Source organism: Sphingomonas sp. R1 (assembly GCF_025960285.1).
Classification (GTDB): domain Bacteria; phylum Pseudomonadota; class Alphaproteobacteria; order Sphingomonadales; family Sphingomonadaceae; genus Sphingomonas.
Map to the genome: position 1 here is coordinate 2,721,921 of NZ_CP110111.1, position 13,854 is coordinate 2,735,774.

The 13,854-nt window shown below is 68.6% G+C and carries 13 protein-coding genes; 4 read left to right on the plus strand and 9 right to left on the minus strand.

Going from position 1 to position 13,854, the window contains the following annotated elements; genetic code table 11:
• The first annotated feature begins 14 nt into the window (after positions 1–14).
• Complete coding sequence (locus tag OIM94_RS13015) at positions 15–2,591, plus strand: PAS domain-containing protein (RefSeq protein WP_264607144.1); 2,577 nt, start codon at positions 15–17, stop codon at positions 2,589–2,591.
• A 1-nt stretch (position 2,592) separates the two neighbouring features.
• Here the strand turns inward: OIM94_RS13015 and OIM94_RS13020 are convergent, their stop codons facing one another.
• The 4 genes from OIM94_RS13020 to OIM94_RS13035 form a co-directional block, all read right to left on the minus strand.
• Positions 2,593–3,600 (minus strand): glycosyltransferase family 4 protein, encoded by a 1,008-nt coding sequence (locus tag OIM94_RS13020; RefSeq protein ID WP_264607145.1) that lies wholly within the window; start codon positions 3,598–3,600, stop codon positions 2,593–2,595.
• A gap of 97 nt (positions 3,601–3,697) precedes the next feature.
• Positions 3,698–5,302: an alpha-amylase family glycosyl hydrolase gene (locus OIM94_RS13025; protein WP_264607146.1), complete on the minus strand. Its 1,605-nt coding sequence runs from the start codon at positions 5,300–5,302 to the stop codon at positions 3,698–3,700.
• Positions 5,303–5,339: 37 nt separating this feature from the next.
• Positions 5,340–6,455 carry a glycosidase gene (locus OIM94_RS13030; RefSeq protein ID WP_264607147.1) on the minus strand — a complete coding sequence of 372 codons (1,116 nt, stop codon included), beginning with the start codon at positions 6,453–6,455 and terminating at the stop codon, positions 5,340–5,342.
• Between the two features lie 37 nt (positions 6,456–6,492).
• Complete coding sequence (locus OIM94_RS13035) at positions 6,493–6,801, minus strand: chorismate mutase (protein WP_264607148.1); 309 nt, start codon at positions 6,799–6,801, stop codon at positions 6,493–6,495.
• An 81-nt stretch (positions 6,802–6,882) separates the two neighbouring features.
• Between OIM94_RS13035 and OIM94_RS13040 the strand changes: the two genes are divergently transcribed.
• Positions 6,883–7,896 (plus strand): polyprenyl synthetase family protein, encoded by a 1,014-nt coding sequence (locus OIM94_RS13040; protein ID WP_264607149.1) that lies wholly within the window; start codon positions 6,883–6,885, stop codon positions 7,894–7,896.
• 22 nt (positions 7,897–7,918) lie between these two features.
• On the opposite strand, the gene OIM94_RS13045 is transcribed toward OIM94_RS13040, so the two are convergent.
• Positions 7,919–8,137 carry a hypothetical protein gene (locus tag OIM94_RS13045; RefSeq protein ID WP_168847940.1) on the minus strand — a complete coding sequence of 73 codons (219 nt, stop codon included), beginning with the start codon at positions 8,135–8,137 and terminating at the stop codon, positions 7,919–7,921.
• Positions 8,138–8,197: 60 nt separating this feature from the next.
• Between OIM94_RS13045 and hrpB the strand changes: the two genes are divergently transcribed.
• Positions 8,198–10,777, plus strand: coding sequence for an ATP-dependent helicase HrpB (hrpB, locus tag OIM94_RS13050; protein ID WP_264607150.1), 2,580 nt, complete (start codon positions 8,198–8,200; stop codon positions 10,775–10,777).
• Positions 10,778–10,788: 11 nt separating this feature from the next.
• Complete coding sequence (locus tag OIM94_RS13055; RefSeq protein WP_264607151.1) at positions 10,789–11,070, plus strand: ETC complex I subunit; 282 nt, start codon at positions 10,789–10,791, stop codon at positions 11,068–11,070.
• 192 nt (positions 11,071–11,262) lie between these two features.
• On the opposite strand, the gene OIM94_RS13060 is transcribed toward OIM94_RS13055, so the two are convergent.
• Genes OIM94_RS13060 through OIM94_RS13075 form a run of 4 tightly spaced genes read right to left on the minus strand, consistent with a single transcriptional unit; the run spans position 11,263 to position 13,841 of the window.
• Positions 11,263–11,793: an NUDIX hydrolase gene (locus OIM94_RS13060; protein WP_264607152.1), complete on the minus strand. Its 531-nt coding sequence runs from the start codon at positions 11,791–11,793 to the stop codon at positions 11,263–11,265.
• Positions 11,794–11,803: 10 nt separating this feature from the next.
• Complete coding sequence (locus OIM94_RS13065) at positions 11,804–12,475, minus strand: TPM domain-containing protein (protein WP_264607153.1); 672 nt, start codon at positions 12,473–12,475, stop codon at positions 11,804–11,806.
• Between the two features lie 2 nt (positions 12,476–12,477).
• Positions 12,478–13,359 (minus strand): TPM domain-containing protein, encoded by an 882-nt coding sequence (locus OIM94_RS13070; RefSeq protein ID WP_264607154.1) that lies wholly within the window; start codon positions 13,357–13,359, stop codon positions 12,478–12,480.
• The gene (locus tag OIM94_RS13075; RefSeq protein ID WP_264607155.1) at positions 13,359–13,841 is read right to left on the minus strand and encodes a TPM domain-containing protein; all 483 of its coding nucleotides are present in this window, start codon (positions 13,839–13,841) and stop codon (positions 13,359–13,361) included. Before OIM94_RS13075 ends, OIM94_RS13070 begins: the two co-directional genes overlap by 1 nt.
• Positions 13,842–13,854: the final 13 nt, after the last annotated feature.

Sequence of the window (13,854 nt, forward strand, 5' to 3'; positions counted from 1 at the left end):
ATGCGCCCACCCTGGTGACGAGCCCTAGGGATCCGACACTGGCGGCGCTGGCGGCCGCGCGCGACTGGGCGGGAACGTCGCTCGGGGATCCGGAGGCATGGCCGCAGCGGTTGCGGTTGGCCGCCGCGCTGCTGTTGCCGCCGGGCACGCCGGTGGCAATTTTCTGGGGCGAGCCTGCAATCGCGATCTACAATCCGGCCTATGCCGAGATCCTGGGCGATCGCCATCCTGCTGCGCTCGGGGCGCCGGGGGCGGCGCACGGCGCCGACTGGTGGGCTGATCTGGGGCCGCTGATCGCAGGCGTGCACACAACCGGCGAGACCTTTGCAGCGCAGGACCGCCCCTTCCGCATCGATCGGCACGGCTTCCGCGAGACCGTGCATTTCGACATATCCTGCTCGCCGGTGCGCGAGCCGGAAGGCGTGATCGCAGGTGTGTTGTGCATCCTCGCCGAGACTACCGAGCGGGTAAAGGCCGAGCAGCGCCTGCGGGAGAGCGAGGCGGCGCTGCGCGCAAGCGAGGCACTGGCCCGCGAGCAGACCCATGAACTTGCGGTGATGTACGACAACTCGCCGGTCGGGTTGGCGGTGCTCGACACCCATCTGCGCTATGTCCGGATCAACCGCCAGCTGGCGGAGTGGAATGGGCTATCCGTCGCCGACCATATCGGTCGGCACGTCAGCGAGGTCGTGCCGGAGCTGACCGATCAGGTCGTCGCCGCGCTGCAGAAGGTGCTGGCGGGCGAGCCCCTGCTGAACATCGAGATCACCGGTCCCACCAGGGCGCGACCTGACGGCATGTCGACCTGGCGACAGAACTGGGTGCCCGTCTACGACGAGAACGGCATCGTGCATCAGATCGCGATTTCCTGCGAGGATGTCAGCGAGGAGCGCAGCGCACAGCGCGCGCTGGTGACGCTCAACCGTGTCGGTGCGGCGTTGTCGGCCGAGCATGACCTCGAGCGGCTGGTCCAGTTGCTTACCGATGCCGGGGTGGAGCTGACCGGGGCCACGGTCGGTGCCTTCTTCCACAATGTGATGGACGAAAGCGGGGAGCGACTGCACCTTTTCACGCTTTCCGGCGGCGACCGCGCCCTGTTCGAGGGGCTTGGGCGTCCGCGCGCCACCGGCATCCTCGAACCGATCTTCCGCAACGTGGTGATCCGCTCCGACGATGTGACTCGCGAGCCGGGCTATGGGCGGAACGCCCCGCATGACGGCATGCCGCGCGGCCATCCGGCGATTGCCAGCTATCTGGGCGTACCGGTGGTGTCGCGGGATCGATCGGTGTTGGGCGGCTTGCTGTTCGGCCATTCCGAGCCGGGACGCTTTACCGCGCGCCACGAGGAACTGGCCCAGAGTCTGGCGGCGCAGGCGGCGGTGGCGATCGACAACGCTCGGCTGCTCGCCGACGTTCGCGGCGCCAACGAAACGCTGGAGCGCCGCGTCGAGGAACGCACCGCCGCGCTGCGCGAGACCGAGGCAGCGCTGCGCCAGAGCCAGAAGATGGAGGCGATGGGCCAGCTGACCGGCGGGGTGGCGCACGATTTCAACAATCTGCTCACGCCCATTATCGGCAGCCTCGACCTGATCCTGCGCAAGCGGGGCGACGATCCGATGCTGCACCGGCTGCTCGACGGTGCGCTGCGCTCGGCGGAGCGGGCGAGCACGCTGGTCCAGCGGCTGCTCGCCTTTGCCCGGCGCCAGCCGCTGCAGCCTGCGCCCATCGACATGGTAGCGCTGGTCGAGGGCATGGTGCCGCTGCTCGCCAGCACGCTGGGCCCCAAGATCGCGCTGTCGGTCACAAAGCCCGAGGTGCTGCCCCCGGCCCATGCCGATGCCAATCAGCTGGAAATGGCGCTGCTCAACCTGGCGGTGAACGCGCGCGACGCGATGCCGGAAGGCGGAGCGCTTCACATCCGGCTGGCACTCGGCCAGGGGGAAGCGGCGCCGGCGCCGCTCCAGCCCGGCGCCTATGTGCGGCTTGCGGTCCGCGACACCGGTACCGGCATGGACGAGGCGACGCTTGCCCGCGCGATCGAACCCTTTTTTTCCACCAAAGGCGTCGGCCGGGGTACCGGACTGGGTCTCTCGATGGTGCATGGTCTGGCAAGCCAGCTCGGCGGGACGCTCGGGCTGGAAAGCCGGCTGGGCGAGGGGACCACTGCCGAGCTGTGGCTGCCGGTGAGCGGCGAAGCGTTGGCGTTGATCGAACCGGGACCCCGGCACGAACCGCACGACGGCGCAGGCACCGTGCTGCTCGTCGACGACGAGGAGATCGTGCGCGGCACCGCGGCGGAGATGCTCAAGGCGCTCGGCTATGCGGTGCGCCAGGTCGAATCGGCCGAAGCGGCGCTGGCCCTGCTCGATCGCGGGTTGGTGCCCGACCTGCTCGTCACCGACCACCTGATGCCGGGCATGACCGGCACCGATCTCGCCCGGCACGTACAGGCCCGCATCGGGCCCGTCCCGACGCTGATCGTGTCCGGCTATGCCGATGTCGAAGGTCTTGCCCGCGACTATGCCCATCTCCCCAAACCCTTCCGGCAGGCCGATCTGGCTCGCGCGCTGACGATGCTGGGCGTGCGCTGATCTAGCGGCCCAGAATGCGCCGGTAGAGCGCGATATAGGCATCCGCCATCGCCCCCACGGAGAAGCGCGCCTCCACCGCGCGGCGGCAAGCGGCGCGATCGATGGTCGTGGCGCGATCGACCGCATCCGCCGCCTCGTCGGCCGAACGCACCAGCAGGCCGGTGACGCCGTCGTCGATCAGCTCGGGCATGGAGCCGCGCCGCACCGCGATGACCGGGGTGCCGCACGCCATCGCCTCGATCACCGACAGGCCGAACGGCTCGTCGAAATTGATCAGGTGGAGGAGCGCGCGGGCGCTGCCGAGTGCCCGGATCCGCGCGTCGCCGCCGACCGGCCCGTGATAGACGATGCGGTCGTTCAGATGGGGGGCAACCGCGCGCTCGAAATAGCCGTGATCCTGGACGATGCCATAGAGGTTGAGACGGCGGCCGGTCGCCTGGGCCACGGCGATTGCTTCGGCCGCGCCCTTGTCGGGGTGCATGCGGCCGAAGAACAGCAGGTCGTCGCTGCCGTGTGCATCGAACGCGAACACATCCAGCGGAATGCCGTGGTGGATCGTCGCCGAATAGCGCAGCGCCGGGTGACGATCGGCATCCGAGATCGCGACAAAGTGCACGCGGTCCTCGAACGGCTTGTACATCGGCAGGATGCGCTCGGAGGAAAAGCCGTGGATCGTCGTCACCATCGGCGTGTCGATCAGCGGCGCATAGGCGTGCGCGGGGAAATCGGCCTGGTTGTGGATCAGGTCGAATTCGGAGGCACGGGCGAAGAGATGCGACTGGTGGGCATATTCCCACACCTTCGCGTCGATCGCCGGGTCTTCCTCATAACCGCGCGGCACCACCCCGGCGAGGCGGGCGGTGGTGACCGAATCCTGCGTGGCGAACAGGGTGACGTCGATCCCCTTGGCGACCAGCGCCTCGGTCAGCAGGCTCGTCACCAGCTCCCAGGGGCCATAATGCCGCGGCGGGGTGCGCCAGGCGATCGGCGCGAGCATGGCGATTCTCATGCGATCGCGTCCCCCTGCGAACGCACGGCCCCAGGGTTGGAGAGCGAAACGCTTGTGGCTCGGGGCCCCTGCGTCCGCAGGAGCACAGGTGGGATTGTCATGCGAACAAAATGCCTTGGTTCGGGGCGAGGGAGAGGACAGCGCCATCCACGATCCCGCCGTCATCCTCGCGGAGATGACGGGTGGGAGGTGTGGTGAGGACCGGCGTCCGCCTGGCGGCCCAGTCCGGCAACGCCAGCGTCTGCGGCGTATCGGACAGGTTCAGCGCCACCAGCACGCGGTGGTCCCGATGCCGGCGTTCATACGCCAGCACCGCGCCGTCGCTCGACACGGCATGCCAGCTCCCTACCGACAGCGCCGGATGCGCACGCCGAAGCTGGAGCAGCGCGCGGGTGAAAGCCAGCATCGACCCCGGCGCGTCGCGCTGCGCCATCACGTTGCGCTCCGCCCAGTCGGGATTGAGCGGCAGCCACGGCTCGACGGTGCTGAACCCGGCATGCGCACTGGCATCCCAGGGCATCGGCGTGCGGACCTCGTCGCGATTGAAGGCGGTGTCGGGCTCCCGCAACGCCTGCGGATCGCGCACCCGATCGGGCGGGATGGCGATGTTGGACATGCCGAGTTCGTCGCCCTGGTACAGGGTCGGCGTACCACGCAGCGTGAGCAGCAGGAGCATCGCTACCGCTGCCTGCTCCGGCCCGACGCGCGAGGCGACCCGCGGCTTGTCATGGTTGCCGAGCACCCAGTTGGGCCAGCCACCGGCCGGGAGCGCGCCTTCATAATCGGCGATCAGCCGGGCCAGTGCCCCCGCAACCCAGCGCGCATCGAGCAGGTGGAAGTTGAAAGGCAGGTGCACCCCGTTGCCGCCCTCGCCATAATAGGCGACGAGGCGCGGGATCGGCAGGTAGATCTCGCCGATCAGCACGCGCTCGGGATAGGCCTCCGCCACGTCGCGCATCGCGGCGATGATTTCCATCATCTCGGGCTGGTCGGCCGAATGGACCGGCAGCAACCGTTCGATGTCCTGCATTCCCTCGCACCAGTCCGGATTCGCAGGATTGTCTGGGAAGTCAGGGTGCTTGATCGCCAGCCACAGCACGTCGATGCGGAAGCCGTCGACGCCGCGATCGAACCAGAAGCGCATCGCCTCCAGCATCGCTGCGCGCAGCGCGGGATTGCGCCAGTTGAGCTCGGGCTGCTCCTTCAGGAACTGGTGGAGATAATATTGGCCGGTTGCCGAGTCCCATTCCCAGGCGCTGCCGCCGAAATAGCTCTGCCAGTTGTTGGGTGGACCGCCATCGGGCGCGGGGTCGCGCCAGATGTACCAGTCACGCTTGGCGTTGCCGCGCGACGATCGGCTTTCGAGAAACCAGGGATGTTCGCTCGAGCTGTGGTTGGGCACGAAGTCGAGCAGCAGCTTGAGACCGCGGGCATGCGCGGCGTCGCGGAGCGCGTCGAAGTCGGCGAGGGTACCGAAGCGCGCATCGATCCCGCAATAATCGGCCACGTCATAACCGAAATCGGCCATCGGCGAGGGGAAGATCGGCGACAGCCATACCGCGTCGACGCCCAGGTCGACCAAATAGTCTAGCCGCGCGGTAACGCCTGCGAGATCGCCGATGCCGTCCCCATTCGAGTCGTTGAACGAGCGCGGATAGACCTGGTAGATCACGCCGGTCTGCCACCAAAGCGGTTCGGTCATACGGTTTGTCCTGCTTTCACAGGCGCGCGGAACGGACTCACCGGAAGCGCTCCTTGGGGATATGCGTGATCCGGCAGGCCAGGTCCGCCTCGCCGCTCGCCACGATATAGCGCTCTCCTGCGTCCACCAGCCCGGTGGTGAACACCACCGGCGTCGGCAGATAGAGCTGGTGCGCGATGTCCGCGGTCAGCGCCGGATTGGCCTCCAGCAGCGGTACCGTGTCTTCCTGCCGGAGAATCACGCTGGGGTCGTCGCGGTCGAGCAGCGCCCAGAAGCTGCGATAGATCCCCACCGACTCGCGCTTCTCCACGCCGTGGTAGATCAGCAGCCAGCCTGCATCGGTCAGCACCGGCTGGCTGCCGCCGCCGATCCGCTGGTTCGAGGTCGATCCCTTGCGCGCGCGGATGCCCGGCTGGTCGAGCGGCTTCCAGTGCAGCCCGTCGGGCGAGCGGGCGAGGTTGATCGACGGGCCCCCCAGCCACGGCGAATCGTCTGGATAGGCGAAATAGACTTCGCCGAGCGGCCGGGTCAGTGCGTGGAAAAAGCCGTCGATCCGCCCCTCGAACAGCAGCATGTCCTTGTTCTGGTGGTCGAGCACGACCCCCAGCAGTTCCCAGTCCAGGCCGTTGGTGGAGTGGTACATGGCCGTGCAATGCCGCTCGGCCGAGACACCGCAGACGGTCATCCAGTAGGTGCCGTCGATCTGCGTGATTCGCGCATCCTCGACGCCGTAATCCATGTACGAGGCCGAGGGCGCGATCGCCTTGTCGTAATGCACTGCCACCCCCGCGCGGGCATCGCCGTCCAGTTCCACCGGAAGCAGCCAGGACAGCGAGGTAAGACCCAGCAGCCGCGGGTTGCGGTCTTTGAGCGCGAACTGGCGGGGATCGGCCATGTCGAGCCCCGCCACCGGATGGGCGTCGAGCACATAGCCCGAGGGCGTCCAGCGAATCGCCCGCGCATGCCCGTCGACTACGGGATCGCGCAGCGCCTCCGCGACGCGGACCATCAGCAGCAGATTGCCATTCGGCAGCCGCGCGAAACCGGGGTTGAAGGCGCCCAGCACATAGGTCGCTTCGTCCACGCTGGCACGCAGCGGTGAACGGCGCAGGTCGACATCGTCGGGCCGGAAGATCAGATAATCGTCGCTCAAGCGCTTGCCCCCTCGGGTTTCACGCCCAGCAACGGAGTCAGGCCCCGGGGGTTCCGGTTTCGGTCCCGGCTTCCTGCGCCTGACGATGATGCCGGATCACCTCGTCGATGATGAAGCGCAGAAACTTCTCGGAGAATTCGGGGTCGAGATCGGCATCCTGCGCCAGCGCGCGCAGCCGGGCGATCTGCGCTTCCTCGCGGCCGGGATCGGCGGGCGGCAGCCCGGCCTCGGCCTTGTAGCGGCCCACCGCCTGGGTCACCTTGAACCGCTCGGCGAGCATGAAGACGAGCGCCGCATCGATATTGTCGATGCTCTGGCGAAAGCGGGTCAGCGTCGCGTCGGTCATGGCATTCTCTTTTGCCGCTGCGGCACGGCCATGCAAGCGCCTCTTGCCTTTGCAATGCACAAAGGCCAGAGGCACCTGCATATGAGCGCTACCGTCCACCGCCTGGGGTCGCGAACCCAGCCCTCGCTCGATCCGATCATGGCGCTGGTCGCCCAGGACATGAACCTGGTGAACGCGGTGATCCTCGATCGCATGCAGTCGGAAATCCCGCTGATCCCGGAACTTGCTGGCCATTTGATCGCCGGCGGCGGCAAGCGGATGCGGCCGATGCTCACGCTCGCGAGCGCGCGGCTACTCGGCTATTCGGGCACGCGCCACCACAAGCTGGCTGCCGCTGTGGAGTTCATCCATACCGCGACGCTGTTGCATGACGATGTGGTCGACAGCTCGGATCTGCGCCGCGGCCGCCGCACCGCCAACATCATCTGGGGCAACCCGGCGAGCGTGCTGGTCGGTGACTTCCTGTTTAGCCGCTCCTTCGAGCTGATGGTCGAGGCGGAGAGCCTGAAGGCGCTGCACATCCTGTCCAACGCCAGTGCGGTGATCGCCGAGGGCGAGGTGAACCAGCTGACCGCGGTGCGCCGGATCGACCTGTCCGAGGATCGCTATCTCGACATCATCGGCGCCAAGACCGCCGCGCTGTTCGCTGCCGCGTGCCGCATCTCCGGCGTGGTGGCCGAACGCCCCGAGGCAGAGGAGCTGGCGCTCGACGCCTATGGCCGCAACCTCGGAATCGCCTTCCAGCTGGTGGACGATGCGATCGACTACGTCTCGGACGCGTCGACCATGGGCAAGGATGCCGGCGACGACTTCCGCGAGGGCAAGATGACCCTGCCGGTGATCCTCGCCTATGCGCGCGGCAACGAGGCGGAACGCGGTTTCTGGAAAGACGCAATCGCGGGCCGACGCATCTCGGACGAGGACTTCGCCGAGGCGGTTCGGCTGGTGCAGAGCTGCCGTGCGGTGGACGATACGCTGGCGCGCGCTCGCCATTATGGCCAGCGTGCGATCGACGCGCTGGGCGGCTTCCGCGCCTGCGAGGCGAAGGACGCGATGGTCGAGGCCGTGGAATTCGCGGTGGCGCGCGCCTACTGACGCGCGCCCCTCCGCCCGGGGATTATTCCTCGGTCGACTTCTCTTCGCCTTCGTCCTCGTCGACTTCGAGCGCGTCTTCCTCGTCCATGTCGAGCACCTCTTCGATGCCCTCGACGATCAGGTCGAGCTGCTCGTAGCTCGCCGTCATCTCGATCGTCTCACCGTCCTCGTCCTCGAGATGGAGGGTGTAATCGCCGTCGCTGTCGGGGGTGATGGTGAACTGGGAAAGGATTCGTGCCATGTCGCGCTCCTCTGGCGGTGAGTCCGCCTAACCACGCTTGTCCCGAATGGTTGCAGCCGAATGACTCCCTCCCTGCCGATCCACGCTGTTTTGCCGGCGCTGCTCGATGCGTTGCGGGAGGGCAGCAACGCGGTGCTGGTCGCGCCGCCGGGCGCGGGCAAGACGACGGCGGTCGCCTGGGCGCTGCTCGCCGAGGCATGGTGTGACGGGGAGATCCTGCTGCTCTCCCCCCGGCGCCTCGCGGCGCGGGCGGCGGCGGAGCGGATGGCGGCACTGGCGGGCGAAAGCGTCGGCAAGACCTTCGGCTACGCCACGCGGATGGACAGCAAGCGTTCGGCGGCGACGCGGGTGACGGTCGTCACCGAGGGCATTTTCGTCAACCGCATCCAGTCCGATCCCGAGCTCGCAGGCGTGTCCGCCGTGCTGTTCGACGAAGTGCATGAGCGCAGCCTCGACAGCGATTTCGGTCTCGCGCTGGCGCTCGATGCGCAGGGCGCACTGCGGCCGGATCTGCGGCTGGTGGCGATGTCGGCGACGCTCGACGGCAGCCGCTTTTCCGGGCTGATGGGCGCGGCGCCCGTTGTGGAGAGCGAAGGCCGCAGCTTTCCACTGACGCTGCGCCATCTCGGTCGCGCCGCCGAGGCGCGGATCGAGGACGGCGTGGCGGGGGCGGTGCGGCAGGCGTTGCGGGAAGAGCAGGGCGGCATCCTCGCCTTCCTGCCCGGCGTCGCGGAGATCGAACGGACCGCCGAGCGGCTGGGCGACGTCGGCGGCGCGGTGCTCCACCGGTTGCACGGTAGCCTTGAGCCTGCCGCCCAGCGCGCGGCGATCGCACCCGATCCGGAGGGGCGGCGCAAGATCGTGCTGGCGACCTCGATCGCCGAGACCTCACTGACGCTGGACGGCATCCGGGTGGTGGTGGATTCGGGGCTGGCGCGCCGCCCGCGCTACGATCGCGCGGCGGGGATGACGCGGCTTGTCACCGAGCGCGCCAGCCAGGCGGCGGTGACCCAGCGGGCGGGGCGCGCGGCACGGCAGGGGCCGGGGACTGCTTATCGGCTGTGGGAAGAAGCCGCGACGGCGGGGCTGCCGCGCTTTGATCCGCCGGAGATCCTGGAAGCCGACCTGTCTGCGCTGATGCTCGATTGCGCGCTGTGGGGTGTCACCGATCCCCGCCAACTCGCCTGGCTCGATCCGCCGCCCGAGGCTGCCATCGCCGAGGCGCGGGCGCGGCTGGGAGCGCTGGACGCAATCGACCGCGACGGCCGCCCGACCGAGCACGGCAAGGCGATCGCGCGCCTGCCGCTGCCGCCTCGTTTGGGCCATATGCTGGTGCGCGCAAGCGAGCGCGGGATGGCGCGGACGGCCGCCGAGGTGGCAGTGCTGCTAGGCGAGCGCGGGCTGGGCGGCAATGACGCCGATCTGGAGCTGCGTCTGCGCCGGTGGAAGGGGGAGCGTGGCCAGCGCGCGGAGAATGCACGGCGGCTGGCAGAGCGCTGGAGCAAACTCGTTCCCCCTCCCGCAGCGATCGCTCCCCTCCCGCTTGCGGGAGGGGCTGGGGGAGGGGCTGATGTGGAGGCTCCATCCCCAGCGGTGAAGCAGGCGAACCGTTCATCCCCTCCCCCGACCCCTCCCGCAAGCGGGAGGGGAGCGCTGGTTTCGAGCGAGGGAGAAAACGTCGCCCTCTGCGTCGCGCTCGCTTTCCCTGATCGCGTGGCCAAGCGTCGCGACGGCTCGGGCGAGACCTGGGCCTCGGTCGGCGGGCGCGGGTTCAAGCTGGATCCGACCTCGCCGCTCGCCCGCGCCGACTGGCTGGCGGTGGCGGAGACGCAGGGCATGGCCGCTGGCGCGCGGATCCTCTCCGCCGCGCCGCTCGACGCCGCGACGGTCGAATCGCTGTTCGCCGATCGCATCGAGACCCGCCGCACCGTGACCTTCGATCCCGCCACCGGCCGCATCGAAGCGCTGCGCGAACGGCGGCTTGGCGCCGTCCGCCTCTCCGGCGGCAGCGACTCGGGTGCGACGCCTGCGGAAATCGAATCGGCATTGCTCGAAGGCGTCCGCGCCAACGGCCTGCATCTGCTTCCCTGGTCCGACACCGCGAAGGCGCTCCGCACCCGGGGTGCCTATGCCGGAATCGCGGCGCTGACCGACGAAGCCCTGCTCGCGACGCTCGACGACTGGCTGCCCGCGGCGCTCGAAGGCAGGCGACGGCTCGATGCAGTGCCCCCCGAATCGCTCACCCAGGCGCTGCAGAACCTGCTCGGCTGGGACGGGCAGAAGATGCTCGACCGCCTCGCCCCCGCGCGGTTCGAGACGCCCGCTGGATCCTCCCATGCCATCGACTATGCTGCCGAAGCCGGTCCCACGGTAGAAGTCCGTGTGCAGGCGCTGTTCGGCCTTGCCGAACATCCCATGATCGGCGGCGATGTGCCGCTGGTGCTCAGCCTCACCTCGCCGGCGGGGCGTCCGATCCAGACCACGCGGGACCTGCCGGGCTTCTGGAAGGGGAGCTGGACGGCGGTGGCCAAGGAGATGCGTGGCCGCTATCCCCGCCATCCCTGGCCCGAGGACCCGACGGCGGCCTCCGCAACGCTACGGACGAAAAACGCTGATGCAAGGGCGCGCGGGGCGCGCTAAGGAGCGGTCCCATGAAGTCCGCTCGCATCTATCAGCGCGTCAAGAACGCGATGCAGTCCGGCCGCGCCCGGACCGACAACTGGGTCCTCGAGTTCGAGCCGCACACGCCGCAGCGTCCCGATCCGCTGACCGGCTGGGCCGGCGGCGGCGAGACCGCGAACCAGGTCCGCATTGCCTTCCCGACGCTCGAAGCGGCCAAGAACTATGCCGAGCGCGAGGGCTATGCCTATCACGTCGTGCCGGCGCCGCAGCGCAAGCTCAAGCTGCAGGCCTACGCCGACAATTTCCGCTGATCGCGGGCGTTTCGCCTGCATGGCAGGTGAAGTTGCGGACGAAGCGCTGAACCCCTAGCCGTGATCCCCGCGAAGGCGGGGATCCATTTGCCAGGACGCTCGGGATCGAGCCGCGACGGGCCCACCAATGGATCCCCGCCTGCGCGGGGATGACGGTTGTGTTGGCCTGTCCGACGGTTGTGTTTGCGGATCTTAAGAAGCGCCCGCCAACAGCGCGCCGCTGAGCAGCAGCAGCATCTTCACGTCGACGCCCATGCCCTTGGCGCGGCAGTCGGCAATGAAGTCAGGCAGCTCCGCCATGGGCACATGGTGGACGTTGATGTCCTCACCGTCTACGCCGCCGCCGTCGCCGATGCGGGTAAGGCCATGCGCGCGGACCAGCGTGAAGCTCTCGCTTACCATGCCGGGCGAGGCGAAATACTCGCCGAGTTCCTCGACGCGCTCGCAGGCATAGCCCGCCTCTTCCTCGAGCTCGCGGCGTGCCGCGGCCTCGATCGTATCCCCCTCTTCCGTGTCGCCTACCAGCCCGGCGGGCAGTTCGATCGAGCGACGCCCCATGGGCACGCGATACTGGTCGACCAGGATCACCCTGTCCTGTTCGTCGATCGCGACGATCACTACCGCGCGGATGCCGCGCGCACGGGCCACATATTCCCATTTGCCCTGGCGGCGCACGGTGATCCACTTGCCCGCCCAGGGAGTCTCGATCGGTTCGTCGGTCATGGGTGCTGCCTTAGAGCTCGATCAGCCGATCGGGAAGCTCGTTCACATCGTCCTCCGCGCGCGGGAAATGCTCGGCGAGCACGGTCCCGATCTGCGCAACCGCCGCGGCCATGCCCTCGGCCACGCGCCCGTCCTTCACGTGCCCGAGCAGCGCCGCCATGGCCGCACCCCAGACGTCGGGGGCGACGCGTGCATGGATCGCCGAATCGGCGAGGATCTCGGCGCGGTGCTCGGCGAGGCTCAGATACAGCAGCACGCCGGTCGAACCGGCCGTGCGCTTCTCCGCGGCGGTCCGGAACAACGCGAGCGCGCGGGCATGGACCCGGCGCGTCTTGGTGGATCCCGGCGCGAGGGCGATGCGCAGCGCATCCTTCGCCAATGCCACGCGCACGAGCAGGAAGGTTAGCGCGGTGACGACGAGTGCGGCGGTGAGATACCAGTGCGCAGGCACCGTCTGTGCCCAGGGATCGATGAGCCGCGTGTGCAGCCACTCGATCGGCGCCGGCTGCCAGGCCAGCAGCGCGAGCACCAGCAGCATGGCAAGCACGGCCCAATGCAGCGCGACGTCGGCATAGTCGTCCGAACGCCCGGCAAGCACCGTGACGATCTCGCCGCTGGTATGAGCTTCGGCCTGGCGGACGGCCGTCGCGACGCGTGCGCGGTCCTGATCGGTCAATCGCATGCTCACCAGCTCCCCGAAGCGCCGCCGCCACCGAACGACCCGCCGCCGCCCGAGAAGCCACCACCATCGCCGCCGCCGCCGCCCCAGCCCCCGCCGCCACCCCAGCCGCCGCCGCGATCATCATCGTCATCGCGGTGGCTCGCGGCGCGGCCGATTTCGTTGGCGATGGTCCACAGCACAATCGGCAGCACGCCGCTGTCGTTGTCGCGGCCGCGATAGGCCTGGCCGTCCCACGGCCCGGGCCGCCGCCGCCCACCGAAGCGCGCCAGCATCGGCACCAGCACGACGACGAGGATGATGAACCAGAAGAGCAGACCGATCGGGAGCCCGCCGCCATGCCGTTTGCCTGCGGGCGCCCTGGTGGCGGCATCCTGTGCTGCCTTGGCCTTCTGTTCGGCGGCCTCCAGCGGCTGCTTCATCTGCTCGGCGATTGCCTGCGCGCCGGCGACGATGCCCCCCGCCATGTCACCCGCCTTGAATTTCGGGACGATGGTCTGGCTGATGATCTGGTTCGACAGCGCGTCGGTCATGATCGGTTCGAGGCCATAGCCTACCTCGATCCGCACCTTGCGATCGTTCGGTGCGACAATGAGGAGGATGCCGTTGTTCGCTTGCTTCTGTCCGATCTGCCAGGCGCGACCAAGCTGATAGCCATAGTCGGCGATGTCATAGCCCTGCAGGTCGGGGATGGTTGCGACGACCAGCTGCCGGCTCGATGCCTGCTGCACCTCGGCCGCGAGCTGGGTGAGCTGCGCGACCTGCTCGGGCGAAAGCAGGTGCGCATCGTCTACCACCCGGCCGGTCAGCTTGGGAAAGGTGGGGTCGGCAAGCGCCGGCAGCGGCGTCAGCACGAGCAAGGCGAGCAGGAAACGCAACAGGATCATCAGCTGATCTCACGAAGAATGGAGGTAGCGCCCGCGTCAATCCCGTCGGCCATCGCGCCGTTACGGAAACGGGGGAGAATGTCGTTCCGGATGATCCCTGCGGCCTCGGCATCGGTCAATGCCTTGCGCAGGCCATCGCCCACCTCGATCCGCACCCGGCGTTCGGCAGGCGCGACGATGAGCAGGACGCCGTCGTTATAGCCCCTCCGGCCGATGCCCCAGCCATTGCCCACGCGCCTGCCGAACTGCTCGATCGGTTCCCCTGCGAGGCTTGGTACCGTCAGGATCACGAACTGATGGCAGGTGCGCACCTGCGCCTGGGCTAGGCGGCGCGCGAGACTGGCCGAGAGCGCGGGCGAAAGCAGATGGGCGTTGTCCACGACTCTGCCGCTGAGGGGCGGCAACGGCCGTCGATCCTCGACGGATCGCGGCAGCGGTGGCGCAGGCGTGACCTTCGCCACCGGGCAGCCGTGCAGCAGCACGGCGCTCGCAAGG